The organism is Mycobacterium sp., from assembly GCF_025933915.1.
In the GTDB taxonomy this organism is placed as follows: Bacteria; Actinomycetota; Actinomycetes; order Mycobacteriales; family Mycobacteriaceae; genus Mycobacterium.
Genome location: NZ_JAICZA010000044.1, coordinates 1 through 18,654, shown reverse-complemented (window position 1 = coordinate 18,654; position 18,654 = coordinate 1). Strand labels below are relative to the sequence as shown.

Sequence of the window (18,654 nt, the reverse complement as noted above, 5' to 3'; positions counted from 1 at the left end):
GCCGAACCGCCCGGGTCAGCTCTTCTTGTGCGGCATGAACTCCTGCGCTTTGGTTTTCAGGCCAACCTTGACGAAGCCCACGCGGTCCTCGTCACCGGAGAGCACCGCCGCGGTGGCCGACTTGAACTGCTCCCAGGTGGCGTGCGGCGGGATCGGCGGCATGTCGGGATCGGTGAAGACATCGAGCACGGTGGGACGGTCGGCGGACAAGGCAGTGCGCCACGCGTCCGACAATTCGTCCGGATCCTTGATGGCCATGGCGTTCAGGCCCAGGCTGGCCGCGAACGCGGCGAAGTCGACGTCCGGAAGGTTCTGGGACTCCGCGAATTTCGGTGCACCGGCCATGGCACGCATTTCCCAGGTGACCTGGTTGAGGTCGTTGTTGTGCAGGATCGCGATGATCAGGCGCGGGTCCTTCCACTCGCTCCAGTAACGCTTGATCGTGATCAGCTCGGCCATCCCATTCATCTGCATGGCGCCGTCGCCGGCGAACACGATGACGGGCCGGTCCGGGTGGCCGAATTTCGCGCCGATGCCGTAGGGAACGCCGGGGCCCATCGTCGCCAGCGTGCCCGACAGCGAGCCGCGCATGTCGCCGCGGAAGCGCAGGTTGCGCGCATACCAGTTGGCCGACGAGCCGGAATCGGCTGTGACGATAGCGTTGTCGGGCAGCTGCGGGGACAGCTCGGAGAACAACCGCATCGGGTTGATCGGGTCGGCGCTGACCATCGCTTCCTTGTCCATGGTCTCCCACCAGCGCGCCACATTTTTCTCGATGCCGTCCCGCCACGACCGGTCTTCCTTGCGGCGCAGGTGCGGAATCAGAGCTCGCAGTGCGGTTTTCGCGTCGGCGACCAGGTTGACCTCGTACGGATAGCGCATCCCGATGAGTCGGCCGTCGACGTCGATCTGCACCGCCCGGCACTGGTCGAACTTGGGCAGGAACTGCGTGTAGGGGAAGCTGGATCCCACCGTGAGCAGCGTGTCGCAGCCCATCATCAGCTCATAGCTCGGCCGCGTCCCCAACAGCCCGATAGAGCCTGTGACCCAAGGCAATTCGTCCGACAGGACGTCCTTGCCCAACAGTGCCTTGGCCGCACCGGCACCGAGGAGGTCGGCGACTTCGGCCAGCTCTTGGTGAGCCCCGCGCGCACCGGTACCCACCAGCATCGCGACCTTTTTGCCGGCGTTGAGGATGTCGGCCACCCGCGCGACGGCGGCGTCCTCGGGCGCGATGTCCGGGTACTCGATGCCCAGGCTGGAGGGCACCATCTTGAACGCATGTCCGGGCGGTGAGTAGGGCAGCTCTTGGACGTCGCTGGGGATGATCAACGCCGTCGGTGCGCGCTGGGTCATCGCGATGCGGATCGCGCGGTCCAGGACGTTGGGCAATTGTTCGGGGACGGTGACCATTTGGACGTAGTCGCTCGCGACGTCCTTGAACAGGCTCAGCAGGTCGATCTCCTGCTGGTAGCTCCCGCCCATGGCGCTGCGGTTGGTTTGACCGACGATCGCCACCACCGGAACATGGTCGAGTTTGGCGTCGTAGAGGCCGTTGAGCAGGTGCACCGCGCCGGGACCCGATGTGGCCGCGCACACTCCGACCCGGCCGGTGAATTTCGCGTAGCCGACCGCCTCGAAGGCGCTCATCTCCTCATGGCGCGATTGGATGAACTTGGGCTTGTTGTCCGCCCGGCCCCACGCGGCGAGCAGCCCGTTGATGCCGTCGCCGGGATAACCGAACACCTGCTCGACGCCCCACGCCCGCAACCGCTCCAGCAGGTAGTCGGAGACCTCTTGTTTGGACATGATTTCCCTCCTGGGCAGACGGTTCTTCAGTGCTGGCGGATGGGCGTGTGTGGCTGTTGTTTGAACCACCTGCGTGCAGCGGCCCGGACGGGCGTGGCTACCGCGGGCTGCCGCGGATGGGCGGCTCTGGCACTTCCCACACGGGCCCGATTACCCGGAATCGCCTTTGTTATTCGCTTTCACGAGGCGCGCCCAGGCGATTCACAGCCAGTTATCAGCTGGTGATAGCGGAGTTGGTCACGCCGTCTTGCCCAGGGCGGCCGGTGCGTTGGCGCGCTCACCCTTGGCCACGCGCCGGATCAGCGCACGGGTGGCCTTGTCCAGAATCTCCTGGGCCGCGTCGGGCCGGCGAGCGCGTTCGGCGCGCCGCGCCGCGGCGGCGATGGTCAGCCCCTGCTCATAGCCGGTGACGACGCGGGGGTCGACGTAGGAGCCGCGCGCCACCGCCGGCGTATTGCCCAACTCCTCGGCCACCTCTTTCATCACGGCGGCTTCGACGCGCTTGGCGACCCGGCGCGAGACCGCCGGGTCGGCGTCGGCGAAGGCCGCCGCCGCCAGCACGGTGCCATGCCACGTTCGCAGATCCTTGACCGTGTAGCCGTCGCCGGCCAGCTCCTTGAATCGGGCATTGAGGTCATCTGCGCGCACTTCTAGCCACCCGGAAGCATTGCGGCACACCAGCAATCGCTCGGTGCGGTTGGGCCGGCGCACCAGCGCGCGTACCGCCCGGACCACATCGGCGTCCTCGATTTCCACGGTCCGCCGGACCCCGCTCTTGGCCGGAAAGTCGAATTCGACGGCGTCACGCCGAACCACCACATGTTCACACAACAGGGTGGACAGGCCGTAGGACTCGTGTTCCTCGGCGTATTGTTCGCCGCCGGAGCGGAAGTAGCCGCGATCGAGCAGCCGCAGCGCGAGGGCCAGCACCCGCTTGCGGGTTAAACCCTTGCGCGCCAGGTCTTTGGCGATCTCCGCCCGCCACGCGGGGAGCTGCGTCGACAGCTCCAGCACCCGATCGAACTTCTCCTCGGCGCGTTCCTGCTGCCAGGCGGGGTGGTAGAGATACTGTCGGCGGCCGGCCGCGTCGACGCCGACGGCCTGGATGTGGCCGTTGGGATACGGCGAGATCCACACCTTCTTCCAGGCCGGCGGGATGACCAGATCCTTGATGCGCGCCACGGTTTCTGGATCCGAAAGCGCCTCGCCATCCGGTTCGTAGTAGGCGAAACCCTTCCCGCGACGCTTGCGCGCGATTCCCGGCTCGCTGAGCACGCTGCGACGCAGTCGCATCTTCGGCCCTCCGGTTCCGTTCGCCGACCGCACAAATATTGGCCAGAAAGTACCCGCCGGGAAAGCCGTTCACACGGCGCGATCACACCGGGCCGGCACCGAAACGAGGAAACGACCCGCCACGGCCGCAAACAGGATCGTGGCGGGTCGCCTCTCTGGCAGGATCAGCCGGCCATGAACTCGTGGTAAGCCGACTCCAGGTACGGCGGCAGGCCCGTGACGCCGCACTGCCGTTCGGTGTCGCCGATCGGCGACAGGATGCCGCGCAGGTCGTGGTACTCCTGCGGATGGCCGGTGAAGTAGCTGCGCAGGCTGGCTGCGGCCTCGGGCCGCGGCTGACCGTAGGCGGCCATCACCACCTGGTTGGCCCCCGGGTGTGCCGCCAGATAGTCCTGGGCGGACCCCTGCACCGAGGAGACGGTGGAGTTCACACCGGCCGGGCTGCAGTCGGGTGCTGCGGCCGCCGACGGCGCACCGACGACGCCCATGGCCATTCCCCCGAGCAGGCAGCCGGCGCTGATGCCGGCCACTCGCCGGCGCGCGACAATACTGCTGATTTTCATGATGTTTGTTGTCCTTCGAAACGAAATGGTTTTCTCTCGACAGAGGCTCCCGATCCTCGAAATCCAAAGTAGCGGAGGCGAACAGTGGCGATGTTCGCTGACAACGAAAGTTGAGGCACACTCGGGCCGCCATGGCCGTTCGGGGCGGTCTTTGCTAAGTGAACGGTGAAACGGTCCGCAAATTTCTAAGAGAACGCGTCCGTTCTTAACGAATCGTGATCTCGATTGTGACGCAATCGTTATCCGCGCCGCGACCTTTGCGGACTTATCGGGGGACTCAGCGGACCGTTCCCCCGGGCCGAAGCCGTCCGCTCGGTTGATGAGCCCGTGCGACGGACGTCAGCTGTGGGTTGCCGCTGTGATGGCCGCGGCGCTTCAGCTCTGGCCGCGCTCGTCAGCATTCACCGCGTGGTACGCATTGGTGCTGGGCGGCGCCAAAGTCCGTAACCACGTGTCGACGTCGGGACCGACGACCATCGCATGACTGGAAGCCAACAGCGCTCCGTTCGCGAGCGCGGCGACCGCGGGTTGTACGGCGCGCACCGGTCGGCTATCACCCTGCTGGACAAGCAATTTCGAGGTCAGCTCGGGTAACCGGATGGGGTGTGGACCGGTGATGGTGCGCGGTGTGTGCGACTGTCCCAGGGCCGCTTCGACGAGTACGTCGGCGACGGTGTCGGCCGCGACCGGCTGAATCAGCCAGTCCTCGACGATCACCTGCTCGGCGTCACAGCTCACGGCATCGCAATGGGTGGCGCATTCATACCACTGCGTCGACTTCACCACCGTAGTCGGTACCGGGCCGTCGAGCAGGATGTTCTTCGCCGCCCGTTTGGCCTGGTAGTAGGGGATGCCGTCGAATTCCGGGTCCTCGATGCCCGCGATCGTCGGCACCACCAGACGCTGCACTTCTTGTGTGGCGCACGCGCCCACGATGTTGCGGGAAGCGGTGGCCAGGGTCTGGCTGATGTCGGACGGCTCGGGCGGCACCGGATCGGATACGTCGATCGCGACGTCGACCCCCGTGAGCGCCTCGGCGAGGTCCCGCCCGTTGAACAGATCGATCCCGTGTTCGCGTGAGATCTCGACCACCGCGACGTCCCGCGATCTCAGTCGGGCAACAACGCGGGATCCGGCCGTGCCGGTCGCCCCTATCACGGCGATCGTGGTCACCGCCCTCACCCCCTTCGAGCCGCCGGCTAGTACTACCCGGCAAATCCCCGTTCAAACCGCCTGATCGGCGGTCAGATACGTGAGCATGGGGCGGCGAAACCAGTCACGTGATCACCCGCACATTTCCGGCGCTGTCCAGGCGCGACGCGGGGCGGGGCGTTTGGTGGGAGCTGCGGCGGGAACGCCCTAAGTGCCATCGAGCGCAAGCTCAGCACCGAGAGGGAGGTTGACCCATGGGGGATCACAAGAGCGGGCCGCAGGAAGCGGTGCAGGGCGCCGTCGAGGGCGTCAAGGGCAAGGCCAAGGAGGTCGGGGGGACCGTGCTCGGCCGCGACGACCTTGTCGACGAGGGCAAGGCTCAGCAAGACAAGGCCGACGCCCAACGCGATGCGGGCAAGAAGGAAGCCGAAGCCGAATCCGCACGAGCCGGCGCGGACGCCGCCGAAGAGCGCCAAAAGAAAAATCAGTAAGCCGCTTCCTGGGGGCCCGGCCCGATTGTTGGGCCGGGCCCCTTTTTCGCGCGCACTGTTTGACGCCGCCGCGCCCGGCTACCCCGACATGACCGCTCACGCCCGCTGCAGGTCCACCACCAGCGGGCGGTGATCGGAAATCGGCATGGGGCTGGCGTCGACCGCACCGCCGCGCAGCCCTGGATCGTCGGTCAAGATGTGGTCGAGCTGACGGTGGGGATTATCGGCGGGAAAGGTTTGCGCCAGAGCCAATGCGCGCATGCCCGACCAGCGACCAACGGCTTCCGGCGTCATGTTCAAGTCGCCGGTCAACAGCCGCGGGCCGGGGAAGCCGCGCAGGTCATGAATCACTCGGCGCAGCTGGCGCCGGTTCCAGCCCGGAACGAAGGACAGGTGCGTGTTGGCCACCGTCAGGCCGCCCATCGGGGTGTGCAGCTGCGCAATGACCGCCGCGCGCGGCTCCTCGTCGACGATCATCACCCGGTTGGGGCCGGGCAGATACATCGGAAACCGCATCGGGATGCGGGGTAGTCGCAACACCTGCCAACTGGTCACCGGGTATCGGGACAGCAGGGCAATTCCGTACGCCGCGGTCCCGGGCTGTTCGCGGCCGGTGGCGGCCATCCAGGTCGCCCCCGGGGTTCCGGAAATCGCCGCGACGAACCGGTGCTCGGTCGCGCCCATGGCTTCGGCCGCCGCAGCGGTCAGGTCCGCGCGCTCGGAGCGTGGTTGATCACAGTCGACCTCCTGCAAGCTGAGCACGTCCGGATCGAGGCGTCGCACGCAGTCGCGCAGGCGCCGAACGTCGACGCCATCACCGACCGTGCGGCCGTGCAAGATGTTGAAGGTCGCCACGCGCATAGGCTTTCGCCTACCCACTTTCCCGCTCGGGCACTCACCGCGGCATTCCCGCGGCGGGTCGGTGCGCGGGTCACCGAAATACCACTTCTCCCATTGCGGAGCCCACCGCGAGGATGCGCTGAAGCACAAACCTCGGCAATATCGGCGAGGATTCCCCGCCGGCGGGCTCGAGCTGGCTTCGATAGCATTGCGCCGCACGGCGTTTGCGGTCCATTGCCCAGCCGGGTGAGGGCACCGAATAGGCCCGGCCCCACGGCACCGCCGGATCGGCCAGATGCGCCCAACGCCACATCAGCACCGGATATTCGAGCAGCGTCGCACCGGTGCGGGCACACGCGGCCGAGGCCGCACGTCCCACGGCTTCGTGATCGGGGTGCCCGTCGCCACGCCACGTCGCCGCACACCAGGTCTGTGGACCGTCACCCTCGAGGATCTCCGCCAGCGTTTCGGCCAGCGTGTCCTCGTGATCTGTCAGCTCACCGTCGGGAAAACCCAGCGAGATCGGGCTTGGGATATTCAAAATGCCGGCCGCCCTGCCTAATTCGTATCTGCGGATGGTCTCCATCCGACATCGGTCCGAAGCCGACACACCGGGTTGGGCCGCGCCCCCATCGCTGACCGAGACCACCTGAACGTCAACGCCCGCCGCGGTCAGTTGGGTGGTCATCGCACCCAAACCCAGGGTTTCGTCGTCGGGGTGCGGGGCCACGACGACCAGCCGTCGACACTGGGTCAGGTCCAGTGCAGGTAGGGGCCTCTCCTCGAAAGCGGCCAGCCACAACGGCACCGGGGTACCGCCGCGGGGCAGCGGGTTGGCCGCGAACCTGGCGCAGTTGCCCGCCGGCGCGGTGATCACGGCGCCCTCATCGCCTGCTTGCCCGCCAGCCGGCCAAGCTCGGCCAGGTCGCGTTCGGCATGGCTCTGCCGGATGTAGATGCTCAGATCGGCGACCCGTTGAGCGTGCCGTCCATCCTGGCAGAGCGGGCCGGGGCCCAGGGCGCGCCCGGTGCGCGTAATGGCTTCGTCGACAGCGTGTTCCACGACCGTGCGGACGCGGCGGGCCAGCAGTTGCGCGGTACCGGAACGGTCGAACGGATCGGCGTCGACCTGGATCGCCGCTTGGGCCAGCATCGCGTCGCTGGCGGCCAGCGCGGCATCCACCGCGCCCAAGTGTGCTAGCGAGTACGCATCGGCCGATTGGCTTGCGGCGCAACGGTATAGCGGGTCAGCGACCCTGCGCGCACCGCCGAGCCAACACGCGGCGACACCGATTGCGCCGTGCCAGTAACCCGGTCGATCCAGGTAGTCGCCGGGGTCGCCCACGGCGACGGCCTGGGCGTTGCTGAACTGGACCGGCCTGGTGTCGCTGCCGGCCATCCCCGCGTTCCACCAGGTGCTGGGCAACGCCTTGACGGCGGGGTCGGTCACCGTCACCGCGAACAGGCCCGGCGTCCCGTCGTCGAATCGAGCGGTGACCAGTGCGTGGCTGCAGAAACCGGCGCCCGAGCACCACACCTTGGTGCCGTTCAGGGTGAACGCGCCGTCGGTGCCGACGGCACGCAGCGTCGCGTCCGGGGCTTCGGCCGCCCACACACCCCATAGCTGACCCGGGTCGGGAGGTTTGGCGCCCAACTCATGAAGTATCGCCACGGCATCGACGTGGGACTCGGCGATCCTGGCGGCGACGATGTTGTCCTCGGCCAGCCCGGCCAGCCGCTGCCAGCGTTCGGCGGAGCGTCCCGACGCCGGCAGAGGTAACTCGAGCCGTCCGGACTCGAGCCAGTGTTCGACCAGCCCCGCCGTCACGCCGGATCACCCGCCGCGGATCTCTCCGATGGCCTGAGACGGTGGGCGAATCCATAGGGGGCCCGGGCCGGAATCACGACGGCCGCAGCGTCATCTGAGCGTGGCACCGCGCTTGACATAACGGACGATTTCCCCGTTGGCCGCAAGTTAAACGAACTTACGATCGTGCACTGGCAGGTTGCCCGTGCCGCCGGCGGGGTATCACCTAATGCACGATGGCACCCCTCGACGCGCATGCCGACGCGACCAGCTGCGACTCGCCGCTGCGAGAGGCGCTGAAGGGCGCCGCCTCGGCGCTCAAGGAACATGGGCCGCGCTTCGCGCTGGCCGGCAGCTACGCGTTATGGGTCTACGGCGCACCGGAACCCAGCCACGATGTGGACCTGGTGGTGGCCGAAGCCGATGTGGAGACCGCGGTCGCCACCCTCACCAATGCCGGGTTCGTCATCGAACGGCCCCCGGAGGATTGGCTGTTCAAGGCGCGCACCGGCGATACGCTCGTCGACGTCCTGCACCGGATCAATGGCATACCCGTCAATGCCGACGCGTTGGACCGCGCCGAACAGCAGGAAGTCCTGGCGATCGGCATGCCGGTGTTGCCGCCCACCATGGTGCTCGTCCAGCAGCTGCGCTCTTTGGGGGAGCATCACTGCGACTTCGCCAGATTGTTGCCGGCGGTGCGCGCGGTGCGCGAACGCCTGGACTGGCAGCACATCGAGGTGCAGACCGCCCAAAACGATTATGCGGTCGCCTTCTTGGTGCTAGCCGACCGGCTCGGCCTGACGCGTCAGTGATTACGCAGCTTGGCCACCAGCTTGTCTTTCGTCAGGCTCGAATAGCCTGACATGCCAAGCTCTTTGGCGCGCTTCTTCAGTTCGGGAACGGTCCAGTCCTGATAGGACCCGGACTTGCCACCCTTGCGGCCTACCGAAGACTTGCCCCGGCCGGCGGCCGCATTCGAAATCCGCGCGGCCTTCTCCTTGGAGTCGCCCTTCTTACGCAGATCCTGGTACAGCTTTTCGTTCTTGATCGACGAACGCGGCATGATCCATCCTCCTGTCCACGATGAGACGCCTTTTCAGTTATGCCCGCCCCGGCCGAAGGGAAAACAGCTTCCCTAGGCCGGCACGGGGTCGGTGCGCCGCTGCCAGCAACGGTGTTTGGCGAGAGCGCCGGCAAATTCCTCGACGAAGCGATCGGGTAACTCGTCGGCGGCGGCCGTGGTGGTGATGACGGATTGATCGTTGAGCACGTCGGTGTCCTCGGCGAGACGGTTGGTGATACCGGCGGTGCGTAGCAGGTCGACGCCGGCGCCATAGGCGCCGATGGGCTTGAGATGCTTGTAGGCCTCGGTCACGAAGTGCACCGCATAACCGTCGTTGGACAGCGTCGCGATGGAGCGCGGCCCGCACGCCACCACGACCGCGTCGTAGAGCACCGACGCCATCGTGGTGATGGATCGGTCGACGGGGAGCTCGCCGCCGGATCCGCCCTCCAACGTGCCGCCGGCCACCGGGGCCAACACCTCGACCACGGCGCCGCGCTGTTCCATCAGCTCGATAAAGCGCTGTGTCCCCACCACATCGACGCCATTGGCGGCGAGCACGGCGACCTTGCGCGATTCGATGGTGTCGCCCGCATCGGTGACTTGCGACAGCGCCGGCGAGGGGGGCACCGTGTCGACCTGCTCCTCGGGCGGCGCGGGAAGTCCCAGCTTCGCGGCCACCTGGGCGGCCAGCTCGCCGTCGACCCGCGCGAGTTGTGCCACGACCGCCGAACGGATCTCGGGCACTTCCACCTTGCCGAGTTCGAAGGCGAACGCGGCGACGATGTGTTCGGCTTCCACGCGCGTCATGCTCGTCCAGAACATTCGCGCCTGACTGTAGTGATTCTCGAAGGACTCGGCGCGCTTACGCATCGTCTGCCCGTCTAGGCGCTGGGTGTAGTGCCGGAACACGTTCTCGTCGGCCAGCGCGGGACAGCCGCCGCCGATGGTGTTCTTGTAATAGCTGGACCGGCCCTGCGGTATCGCGTGCTGTCCGTAGCCGTCGTGCTGGTTGGTTCTCACCTCCGCCACCGGACGGTTGATCGGCAGCTGGGCGAAGTTGGGGCCGCCCAGCCGGATCAGCTGGGTGTCCAGGTAGGAGAAGTTGCGGAACTGCAGCAGCGGGTCGTTCGTGAAGTCGATGCCCGGCACCACGTTCGCGGTGTGGAACGCGACCTGTTCGGTTTCGGCGAAGAAGTTGTCCGGGTTGCGGTTCAACACCATCTTCCCCACCGGACGAACCGGAACCTGTTCCTCGGGAATGAGTTTCGTCGCATCGAGAAGATCAAAGTCGAAGTTGAACTCGTCCTGTTCGGCCACGAGCTGGACGCCGAGCTCCCACTCCGGGTACTGGCCCGACTCGATGGCATCCCACAGGTCGCGGCGGTTGTAATCGGGGTCTTTGCCGGCGATCTTCTGGCATTCGTCCCAGACCAGCGAATGCACGCCGAGCCGCGGCTTCCAGTGGAATTTCACGAATGTTCCTTCACCGCGGTCGTTTACCAGCCGGAACGTGTGCACGCCGAAGCCCTGCATCATGCGGTAGCTGCGCGGCAACGATCGATCCGACATCAGCCACATGATGGTGTGCAGCGTCTCGGGTTGCAGCGACACGAAGTCCCACAGGGTGTCATGGGCCGACTGCGCCTGTGGAATCTCGTTGTGCGGCTCGGGTTTCACCGCGTGCACGAAATCGGGGAATTTGATGCCGTCCTGGATGAAGAACACCGGGAAGTTGTTGCCCACCAGGTCGTAATTGCCTTGCTCGGTGTAGAACTTCGTCGCGAAGCCCCGCACGTCGCGCACCGTGTCGGCCGAACCGCGCGACCCGGCCACCGTGGAGAACCGCACGAACACCGGGGTTTGAAGTCCCGGCGACGTCAAGAATTTCGCCGCGGTGTATTGCGCCAACGAGTCGTCGTACGGTTCGAAGTACCCGTAGGCGCCGGCGCCGCGCGCGTGAACTACGCGCTCCGGGATGCGCTCGTGGTCGAAATGGGTGATCTTCTCGCGGGCGTGAAAGTCCTCCAGCAGCGTCGGTCCGCGCTCACCGACGGTCAGCGAATCGTCGGTGTGGTCGACGCGTACGCCCTGCTGAGTCGTCAGGTATCCGGTGTCCCGACGGAACCGTGCGGACTCCAGGTCGCGCTGCTTGGGATTCTGGTCGGTGGCCATGGCTGCCTCTCTGACTGATTTGCTGTGATGGGGACTGATTTGCTGTGATGGGCCGCTCAACGGTGTGGAGTACCACCGCCAAACCGGCGTGAAACCGCTTGAATGCGGCCCGCGTCCGTCGCTGCGAGGGTTGCCTCGCGCCGATCGGGGTAGTCGGCAGGTGATGGCGGTGGCCAACGAAGACGGCAGAAATCGGGTAGCCCGGGGCATGGCGGACAGAGCCGGACCCGGTCTACTCCCCGTACTGGGCTACCGGTTCTCGAGCACGGACCCGCCTTGGAGTGAAGTCCGATGAATGTCCATCCCCCGGCTATCTGGATCGAGCGGGAAACCCGCCAGGCCATACCGATCCTGACGATAGAGGGCGCGCTCGACAGTGCTACCTATCTCACGGTCCGCGACGCCGTGATCACGGCCGCGATCGACGAGCCGCGTGCGGTGGTCGTCGATATCGACCGTTTGCACGCTTCATCCGGTTCAGCCTGGGCGGTGTTCAAAAGCGCTCGTTGGCATGTCAGTGTGTGGCCGGACGTCCCGATACTGCTGGTGTGCGGACAACGCGCGGTGCGTCGGGCGATCGCTGCGGCCGGCGTCAGCCGATATGCGTCGATACATTCCACCCGCAAGCTCGCGCTGGACGCCGTGCGCGATCAATCCTTCAAGGTCCGGCGACGGGCGCGCACCGCGCTTGCGCGATCGTCCGGCAGCATCGACCTTGCGCGAGGTGTGGTCACCGACCGGCTGACCAAATGGGACATCCGCGAGGTGGTCGCGCCCGCGGCCACGGTGGCGACCGTTTTCGTCGAGAACGCGCTCGACCACACCGACAGTGCGCCGGTGTTGATTGTCGAGAGCTATCGAGACACCGTCACCGTCGCGGTCCAGGACGATAGTCCTCGTCTGCCCGGCCGCCGCGAAGATGCCGACCGCGGTGCCGACATCGTCTCCGGACTGGCCATCGTCGCCGCGGTGAGCCGGGCGTGGGGTGCGACGCCGACGTCGTCGGGCAAAACCGTGTGGGCATTGGTCGGTCGGGAAAACCAGCTCTGATCCGTCGCGGGGCGGCGGCGTGCCGCGCACGCGCGTTCAACCAGCAACCGAATCCACCGGACAAAATCCCCGCCACGAAAACGTTGCGGTGATCTTGTTCGTTTCGCGGACGCCCGCAGGTGGTATGCCAACCGATGTTGGGGCGGATGGATGACGAGCGCGGAGGGAATCGCGGTTGAAGATCACCATTGTCAGCGGCGATGACGTGGTCGGGGAGGACCCCGAGCAGCTGGGTGCGGCGCTGGGCGCCCAGGGGCATGACGCGACGGTCTGCCTGCGACAAACCGGGCGACGGCGTGCCAAGGCGGCCGCCGGCGGCTTTCGCTGCATGTCGGTTCCCGTCGGCCCGCGTTCGGTGGCCTCCGCCGTCGACGTGTTGCCCTACGTCGGGGACTGGGCCGCAAAACTCGAGCGCGCCTGGTCGAAGGAGCGGCCCGACGTCGTGCATGCGTACGGATGGCTGGGCGGCTTGGCCGCGCAACTGGCCGCACGACGTCGCCGTGTCCCGGTCGTGCAGACGTTCTTGGGCCTGGCCGCGACGTCGCGTCCCCCCGCGGTGGTCTCGGAGCCAACGAGCGAATGTGAGCGCATCGAGCGGCTGCTGGCGCGGAGCGCGACCTGGGCGACGGGGGAGAGCAGCGCCGAGGTCGACATGCTGGCCCGGCTGCGCCACAGCAGGGCGCGAGTGTCCGCCTTGACGTGCGGCGTGGACGCCGAGCGCTACACCCCAAGCGGTCCGGAAATTGCCCGCAACGGGCTTCAGCGCGTTCTGTGTGTGGCAGCGAATCCGCTGCAGCATAACGGTTTCGATATCGCGATCAGCGCGCTGTACCGGGTTCCCGGCGCCGAGTTGGTCATTGCCGAAACGGACGCGACCAACACCGTGCACGACGACGCGCGAGCCCAGTTGCAGTATCTCGCCAAGGAATTCGGGGTGGCCGACCGAGTCCGCTTCGCGGGCACGGTCGCCGGCAACGATTTGCCGATGTGGATCCGGTCCGCCGACGTCATGGTGTGCACGCCTCGCCGACCGCCGCGTCCCTCGACCGCGTTACAGGCCATGGCCAGCGGTGTGGTGGTGGTCGCCGCGACCGTCGGTGCCCTGGCCGACGTCGTGCTCGACGACATCACCGGCGTCGTGCTGCCGCCGGAAAACCCCGTCGGTCTGGCGGCCGCTTTGAGAAGGCTTCTCGCCCAGAGCTTTCAGTGCGAAAGCATGGGCGCGGCCGGTCGCAGCCGCGCACAGTCACGCTTCGCATGGCAGCGGATTGCGCTCGACGCGCTGAATGTTTACCAAAGCCTGGGGGCACAAGAGCGGGCATCGACGGCTCTGTCATCGACGGCGGCACGGTGATGCAATGACGAGGGTGCCCACGGTCTTTCCGCTGAGCCGGCCATGACTACCGCGACGAGCGGCACCGACAGAAAGCCCCCCGGGGTGGTCGTCGCCTCTGCCCGCGAACCGGCCGTGGCGACATGGACCGAATGCCGTCTCGCCCGTCCAGTGCCCCGAACTGAACCCGAGCAGGAGCTCCACCCGGTCGCGGTGGAATGCAAGCGGTTTCGTGGTACCGACGCGCAAGCGGCGCGCCGGCTTTTCGCCGGCGCTTATCGGCCGGGCTGGCGGATCTCTGAGCTCACCGGCCACTGTGCGGTGTCACATCGGCGCAGGAACACCGGATCGATGACGGTGGACGAGGTGGCGATCCAGGGGCGATTGACGCTCGAGATTCCGGCGGCCGACGCCATCGTCGTGATACAGCCGCGCGCGGGGTCGTTGAGCGTCGCCGGCGGCCCCCCGGCGACCGCGGACTTCCCGATTCTCGTCGCGCACGGCATGTCCTGTGTACTGCACTGCAACGGCGCACGTTTCGACGTGGTTGTCCTCGCGGCGGAAGTGCTGCACACGGTCGCCGCCGAATGGCACACGGCGTTGTCGCAACGGACCCAGTTCCTCAAGCGGCGCCCGCGTTCGCGTGCCGCCGTGCGGGCCTGGCATCGAGCGCTCGATTATGTGTTGACGACGTTGGCCTCTGCCGACACCGCCCGGCAGCCGATGATCGCCGCGGGCATGGCCAGCCTGCTGGCCGGCGCATTGCTCGAATGCTACCCGTCCAATCTGACCGAGCAGGATCCGGCCAGCGACCTCGCGCTGCCCGAAACACTCAAGGAGGCAGTGTCTTTCATTCACCGCCACACCACCGAGGACATCGGCATCAACGATGTCGCAGCCGCGGTGCATTTGACGCCCCGGGCGGTCCAGTACCTGTTCCGCCGCCAGCTCGACACCACACCGACCGAGTACATGCGCCGTGTCCGGCTCCGCCGCGCTCATCAAGAGCTGATCGCGGCGACAACGGGCACCTCGACCGTCACCGAAATCGCCCAGCGGTGGGGATTCGCGCACACCGGGCGGTTCGCCGTGCTGTACCGGCAGACCTACGGCCAAAGCCCCCACAACACGCTGCGGCAACAGACCCCGGCGTGACAGCGGCGCGACGGCCGCGGGTCAACCGCTCGAGCGGTGCAACAGGCGGTTTGCGGCATCGCGGCCGCTGAGGACCGCGCCGGTGGCCGTGGCCGGATTGTCCACGCCGACAGCCTCGCCCGCCAGGTAGAGCCGGTCGCCGATCGGCTGCTGTAGCCGGCGCCGGTCGTCGGGCCCCGAGCCGGGCGGGTGAAACGAATAGGCGCCGAGTGCATACGGATCGACGCTCCAGCTCGATGTCCGGACGTCGGTCAGCGAGATGTCGTCACCGAAGAGCCGGCGAGCGATCGGCAGCGCGCCGGCCAACAGATCCTCGCGCCGGCGCGACTCCACGAATCGGCCGCGGGTACCGCCGTTGAGCGCGACCGCGATCGGGCCCGCGTCGCTTCCCAGGGTGAACCATTGTGACCACAGCCCGTTGTCGGCGCCAAGGTATTGGTAGAAGGCGTTGTCCACCTTCCAGTTTCGTTGATCGAAACGGAAGAAGCTCTTGGACAGGACGCCGAAACCCAGCGCGTTGATTGCCCGCGCATGCCCGTCGGGCAGCGGTGGATCAAACGTGATCGCCCCGGATTTCAGCACGCCGAGGGGAACCGTGACGATCGCGGCCGGCCCCTGGAACGACCCGTCCCTGGTCCGCACGATGACAGCGTCGTCGCGTTGCACGATAGCGGTGACCGGTGTATTGAGCTCGATCGCAAGCCCGTCGGCGAGTAACTTCGGCAGGGCGTCATAGCCGTTGGTGATCACGTCCTGGTCCCCGCCTGCGTAGTCGCCCGTGTCAAAGGTGCCGGCCGACAGCTGATTCGCGTCGGCGGCGTACTCGTCCTCGACCTCGGTGGTGAGGTAGAAAGCCAGTTGGGCCCGATCGGATGCGGAAAGCTTCGCGGCGGTGGCGGCGGCCTCGACGGCGGCGCCCAGACTGCCTGCGTCGCCCTGGCCGCGAGCTCGTTGCACAAACGTGCGCCAGGCGGCGCTGCTGTAGTCCGTCGGGCGCAGTGCGGGATCGGCCACGAGTTCGGCCCACCCGGAATAGTCGGTGGCGACCAGCCGGGCCCCCGCCCGTCGCGCCAGTTCGGTCAGCGGATTGTCCGTCGCGCCGTGGATCCACGACGCGCCCAGCTCCAGCGGCGCGCCCCAGCCGCGGTCGGTCCACACCCTGCCGCCGATGCGGTCGCGGGCTTCGATGACGCGCACCGGCCGGCCCGCGTCGGTAAGGCTGCGTGCGGCGGACAATCCCGCCAGCCCGGCGCCGACGACGAGGACCGCCGTGGTGTCGGTGGCCGGCGGTTCGTCCGGCGTGCGGCCGGTGGCGGCCGGCGGGTGCTCCGGCGCGCACGCGGCCGTCAGCCCGGCGCCGACCACGCCCGTCGTGGCCGCGAGGAACGCCCGCCGCGACAACCAAGACACGGGTCTAAGCGTCTCATAAGAATCGTTTGCCGGATTTCCCAAAACCCAACCCAATGTCGGGATAAGATCTGCTCATCCTTAGCTGCGGCGACGGGGCCGCATTGGAGGGGGGAGCGGTCGATGAGTGCTCGACGAGCGGTACGCGCCATTGACCCCTTCCCCGCACAGCTGCCGCCGAGCACGACCGTGGCGGTACGCGCGGCCGACGGCACCCGGCTGCACGCGGAGGTGTTCGGGCCGCCCGACGGTTATCCGATCGTCTTGACGCACGGCATCACCTGCGCGATCCGCGCGTGGGCACACCAGATCGCCGACCTGGCCGGCGAGTACCGGGTGATCGCTTTCGATCATCGCGGGCACGGCCGAAGTGGCGTGCCGCGGGCCAAGGATTACAGCCTCAAACACCTTGCGTCCGACCTGGATTCGGTGCTGGATGCGACGCTGGCGCCGCATGAGCGGGCGGTGGTGGCCGGCCACTCGATGGGCGGCATCACCATTGCCGCATGGTCGCAGCGCTACCGTCACAAGGTTGCCCGGCGCGCCGACGCCGTCGCGCTGATCAACACCACGACCGGTGACCTGATCCGCAACGTGCAACTGCTCGCGATGCCGCGCGGGTTGGGGCCGGCTCGAGTTCTCGCCGGGCGGGCCTTGATCGGTGCGTTCGGTGGGTTCCCCGTCCCGGGTGCGGCCCGCATCCCGAGCCGCCACGTGGTCGCGATGCTGGCGACCGGGCGCGACGCCGACCCGAGCATCGCCCGGCTCGTCTACGAGCTCTTCGAGAAGACGTCGCCGCTGGGACGGGCCGGATGTGCCAGGGCGCTGGTCGCGGCGGTGGGGTCTCGGTATCTCGACCTGGGCGGGTTGACGGTGCCGACGCTGGTCATCGGCAGCGAACGCGACCGGCTGACACCGATCAGCCAGTCCCGCCGGATCGCCCGTGACGCGCCCAATCTGATCGGGCTTGTGGAGCTGCCCGGGGGGCACTGCTCGATGCTGGAACACCCCCGCGAGGTGAACCGCCAACTGCGCGCGCTGGCCGAAGCGGCGACCCACAACATGGCGGCCGGCCGGATCAGCTCATAGCAGCGCGGTGATCTCGGCGGCCGCGCGCTGGCCGGACCTGATCGCCCCGTCGAGGAACCCGGTCCACTCGTCGGCGGTTTCGGTGCCGGCCCAGTGAATCGGCCCGACCGGCTCGCGTAACCACCGGCCGAACCGAGTCCACGACCCCGGCGGTACCGCTGCGGTCGGGCCGCCGGGCGCGAATTCCTCCGCGCCCCAACGATGGTCGACATAGTCGAGGGGCTTGAGCGCGTCGTCGCCGAAAAGCGTTGCAAAACAACGTAAGGTGTCGCGGCGGCGCTGATCGCCGGGCAGCGAGTCGAACGCGCGGGCATCGACGAAACCCATCAGGATGCCCGGACCGTCCGGGTGCGGGCTGACGTCGAACGTGATGAAAACGGGCCCCTCGTCGGACAGCGCCTGCCCGGAGAATCCGTTGGCCCGCCAGAACGGCGTGGCATAGGCCGCATACGCCTTACTGAGCCGGCCCTGCGGCCAATGCCGGGCGAGTTGCTCGTACTCGGCAGGCAGCGGGGGAGCGAACTCGATCGAGGCGCGATGGGCCGGCGGGATCGCGACGATGACGAATCCGGCCTCGGTTTCGCCGATGTCGGTCGTGACGGTGACGCCCGCCCCGTGGCGCTCGATGCGCCGCACCGGCGCGCCCAGCACCACCCGCGTGTCCAGTTCGGCGGCCGCCGCCTCGGCGATCTGTTGCGTGCCGCCGGGAAAGCGGTCCTGTTGGGCGCCGTCCTCGACGTCGAGCAGCCGGTCCAGGCCGCCGGCGGCGTGCGCGTAGCGCGCGGCGTGCAGCATCGACACGTCGTCGGGTTCACACCCCCAGGTCACCCGTGCCACGATCGCCAGCAGGTCATGCGACGAGGCGGTCGCACGCACCGAGCGCAGCCAGTCGCCGAGCGACAGGCCGTCGAGTTCGCGCGCCCGGCGGGCATCCCACGGGGCCGCCAGCGGGACGCCGCGGGCGATCCTGTCGAATTGCCAGCGCAGCCGGCCGATGTCCAGCAGGCCGGTCAGGGAAAGCTTGGGAATGGTGCCGCGATACGCGTGCGTCCAACCGCGCCAGTGGATCAGGTTTTTGCCGTCGTGGTGCGTCGGAGTGGTTCCGACGTTCAGTTCGGCCGCCATCGCCAACACGGCGTCCTGGGTCGGCCCGACGAAAGTGCCGCCCAGATCGGCCGGCAATCCGGCGACGCTGCCGGTCAGGGACCGCCCGCCGACCCGGTCGCGGCCCTCGAAGACCACCACGTCATGGCCCTGTTGGGTCAGCTCGCGCGCCGCGGCAAGCCCGGCGAAGCCCGCTCCGACCACGACGACGTCGACGATCCGCGGCGGCTTTGACACGCGCTCTAGTGAACCGCATTTCTGCGGTTTGCAGGGCAAAACTGTGAAGCCCGCGAACATCGATTTGTTGCGCGAAATGGCCCG

General features: G+C 67.6%; 17 protein-coding genes. 6 read left to right on the top strand and 11 right to left on the bottom strand.

What is annotated here, in order from left to right; genetic code table 11:
- Positions 1-15 precede the first annotated feature (15 nt).
- The 4 genes from Q0W90_RS09570 to Q0W90_RS09555 all read right to left on the bottom strand — a co-directional run bounded on the left by Q0W90_RS09570 (position 16) and on the right by Q0W90_RS09555 (position 4,847).
- Positions 16-1,809: a thiamine pyrophosphate-requiring protein gene (locus tag Q0W90_RS09570; protein WP_297698767.1), complete on the bottom strand. Its 1,794-nt coding sequence runs from the start codon at positions 1,807-1,809 to the stop codon at positions 16-18.
- A gap of 237 nt (positions 1,810-2,046) precedes the next feature.
- The gene (locus Q0W90_RS09565; RefSeq protein WP_297698769.1) at positions 2,047-3,102 is read right to left on the bottom strand and encodes a DNA topoisomerase IB; all 1,056 of its coding nucleotides are present in this window, start codon (positions 3,100-3,102) and stop codon (positions 2,047-2,049) included.
- A 164-nt stretch (positions 3,103-3,266) separates the two neighbouring features.
- A complete protein-coding gene (locus tag Q0W90_RS09560; protein ID WP_297597229.1) occupies positions 3,267-3,665 on the bottom strand; it encodes a heme-binding protein in 399 nt (132 codons plus the stop codon).
- A gap of 375 nt (positions 3,666-4,040) precedes the next feature.
- On the bottom strand, positions 4,041-4,847 hold the full coding sequence (locus tag Q0W90_RS09555) for an NAD(P)H-binding protein (RefSeq protein WP_297698771.1): 807 nt from the start codon (positions 4,845-4,847) through the stop codon (positions 4,041-4,043).
- Positions 4,848-5,071: 224 nt separating this feature from the next.
- Here Q0W90_RS09555 and Q0W90_RS09550 point away from each other — a divergent pair, with 224 nt between their 5' ends.
- A complete protein-coding gene (locus Q0W90_RS09550) occupies positions 5,072-5,308 on the top strand; it encodes a CsbD family protein (protein WP_297597233.1) in 237 nt (78 codons plus the stop codon).
- A gap of 96 nt (positions 5,309-5,404) precedes the next feature.
- Here the strand turns inward: Q0W90_RS09550 and Q0W90_RS09545 are convergent, their stop codons facing one another.
- The 3 genes from Q0W90_RS09545 to Q0W90_RS09535 form a co-directional block, all read right to left on the bottom strand.
- A complete protein-coding gene (locus tag Q0W90_RS09545; RefSeq protein WP_297597235.1) occupies positions 5,405-6,169 on the bottom strand; it encodes an endonuclease/exonuclease/phosphatase family protein in 765 nt (254 codons plus the stop codon).
- A gap of 70 nt (positions 6,170-6,239) precedes the next feature.
- Positions 6,240-7,025 (bottom strand): PIG-L family deacetylase, encoded by a 786-nt coding sequence (locus Q0W90_RS09540; RefSeq protein WP_297597238.1) that lies wholly within the window; start codon positions 7,023-7,025, stop codon positions 6,240-6,242.
- On the bottom strand, positions 7,022-7,975 hold the full coding sequence (locus Q0W90_RS09535; protein ID WP_297597240.1) for an acyl-CoA dehydrogenase family protein: 954 nt from the start codon (positions 7,973-7,975) through the stop codon (positions 7,022-7,024). The genes Q0W90_RS09540 and Q0W90_RS09535 overlap by 4 nt, the downstream gene beginning before the upstream one ends.
- Before the next feature lie 215 nt (positions 7,976-8,190).
- On the opposite strand from Q0W90_RS09535, the gene Q0W90_RS09530 reads away from it, so the two are divergent.
- Positions 8,191-8,769, top strand: a complete 579-nt coding sequence (locus Q0W90_RS09530; RefSeq protein WP_297597242.1) for a nucleotidyltransferase family protein — start codon at positions 8,191-8,193, stop codon at positions 8,767-8,769.
- Here Q0W90_RS09530 and Q0W90_RS09525 read toward each other — a convergent pair.
- Both Q0W90_RS09525 and Q0W90_RS09520 read right to left on the bottom strand, forming a co-directional pair.
- On the bottom strand, positions 8,763-9,020 hold the full coding sequence (locus Q0W90_RS09525; protein ID WP_008259505.1) for a hypothetical protein: 258 nt from the start codon (positions 9,018-9,020) through the stop codon (positions 8,763-8,765). The genes Q0W90_RS09530 and Q0W90_RS09525 overlap by 7 nt on opposite strands.
- A gap of 72 nt (positions 9,021-9,092) precedes the next feature.
- Positions 9,093-11,195, bottom strand: a complete 2,103-nt coding sequence (locus Q0W90_RS09520; protein WP_297774276.1) for a catalase — start codon at positions 11,193-11,195, stop codon at positions 9,093-9,095.
- A 291-nt stretch (positions 11,196-11,486) separates the two neighbouring features.
- Between Q0W90_RS09520 and Q0W90_RS09515 the strand changes: the two genes are divergently transcribed.
- The 3 genes from Q0W90_RS09515 to Q0W90_RS09505 all read left to right on the top strand — a co-directional run bounded on the left by Q0W90_RS09515 (position 11,487) and on the right by Q0W90_RS09505 (position 14,733).
- Positions 11,487-12,245: an STAS domain-containing protein gene (locus Q0W90_RS09515; protein WP_297698773.1), complete on the top strand. Its 759-nt coding sequence runs from the start codon at positions 11,487-11,489 to the stop codon at positions 12,243-12,245.
- A 175-nt stretch (positions 12,246-12,420) separates the two neighbouring features.
- Positions 12,421-13,599, top strand: coding sequence for a glycosyltransferase (locus Q0W90_RS09510; protein ID WP_297597267.1), 1,179 nt, complete (start codon positions 12,421-12,423; stop codon positions 13,597-13,599).
- Between the two features lie 42 nt (positions 13,600-13,641).
- Positions 13,642-14,733, top strand: a complete 1,092-nt coding sequence (locus Q0W90_RS09505; protein ID WP_297698776.1) for a helix-turn-helix transcriptional regulator — start codon at positions 13,642-13,644, stop codon at positions 14,731-14,733.
- A 21-nt stretch (positions 14,734-14,754) separates the two neighbouring features.
- Here the strand turns inward: Q0W90_RS09505 and Q0W90_RS09500 are convergent, their stop codons facing one another.
- Complete coding sequence (locus tag Q0W90_RS09500; RefSeq protein ID WP_297774272.1) at positions 14,755-16,143, bottom strand: NAD(P)/FAD-dependent oxidoreductase; 1,389 nt, start codon at positions 16,141-16,143, stop codon at positions 14,755-14,757.
- A gap of 120 nt (positions 16,144-16,263) precedes the next feature.
- Here Q0W90_RS09500 and Q0W90_RS09495 point away from each other — a divergent pair, with 120 nt between their 5' ends.
- Complete coding sequence (locus Q0W90_RS09495) at positions 16,264-17,229, top strand: alpha/beta hydrolase (protein ID WP_297698780.1); 966 nt, start codon at positions 16,264-16,266, stop codon at positions 17,227-17,229.
- On the opposite strand, the gene Q0W90_RS09490 is transcribed toward Q0W90_RS09495, so the two are convergent.
- Positions 17,224-18,570, bottom strand: a complete 1,347-nt coding sequence (locus Q0W90_RS09490; RefSeq protein ID WP_297698782.1) for a flavin monoamine oxidase family protein — start codon at positions 18,568-18,570, stop codon at positions 17,224-17,226. The two genes, Q0W90_RS09495 and Q0W90_RS09490, sit on opposite strands and share 6 nt — an antisense overlap.
- Between the last annotated feature and the right edge of the window lie 84 nt (positions 18,571-18,654).

Bases quoted from the DNA above. Each gene is read 5' to 3' on its own strand.
- Q0W90_RS09570 (WP_297698767.1), bottom strand. From the start codon at position 1,809: ATGTCCAAACAAGAGGTCTCCGACTACCTGCTGGAGCGGTTGCGGGCG.
- Q0W90_RS09565 (WP_297698769.1), bottom strand. From the start codon at position 3,102: ATGCGACTGCGTCGCAGCGTGCTCAGCGAGCCGGGAATCGCGCGCAAG.
- Q0W90_RS09560 (WP_297597229.1), bottom strand. From the start codon at position 3,665: ATGAAAATCAGCAGTATTGTCGCGCGCCGGCGAGTGGCCGGCATCAGC.
- Q0W90_RS09550 (WP_297597233.1), top strand. From the start codon at position 5,072: ATGGGGGATCACAAGAGCGGGCCGCAGGAAGCGGTGCAGGGCGCCGTC.
- Q0W90_RS09545 (WP_297597235.1), bottom strand. From the start codon at position 6,169: ATGCGCGTGGCGACCTTCAACATCTTGCACGGCCGCACGGTCGGTGAT.
- Q0W90_RS09530 (WP_297597242.1), top strand. From the start codon at position 8,191: ATGGCACCCCTCGACGCGCATGCCGACGCGACCAGCTGCGACTCGCCG.
- Q0W90_RS09525 (WP_008259505.1), bottom strand. From the start codon at position 9,020: ATGCCGCGTTCGTCGATCAAGAACGAAAAGCTGTACCAGGATCTGCGT.
- Q0W90_RS09520 (WP_297774276.1), bottom strand. From the start codon at position 11,195: ATGGCCACCGACCAGAATCCCAAGCAGCGCGACCTGGAGTCCGCACGG.
- Q0W90_RS09515 (WP_297698773.1), top strand. From the start codon at position 11,487: ATGAATGTCCATCCCCCGGCTATCTGGATCGAGCGGGAAACCCGCCAG.
- Q0W90_RS09505 (WP_297698776.1), top strand. From the start codon at position 13,642: ATGACTACCGCGACGAGCGGCACCGACAGAAAGCCCCCCGGGGTGGTC.
- Q0W90_RS09495 (WP_297698780.1), top strand. From the start codon at position 16,264: ATGAGTGCTCGACGAGCGGTACGCGCCATTGACCCCTTCCCCGCACAG.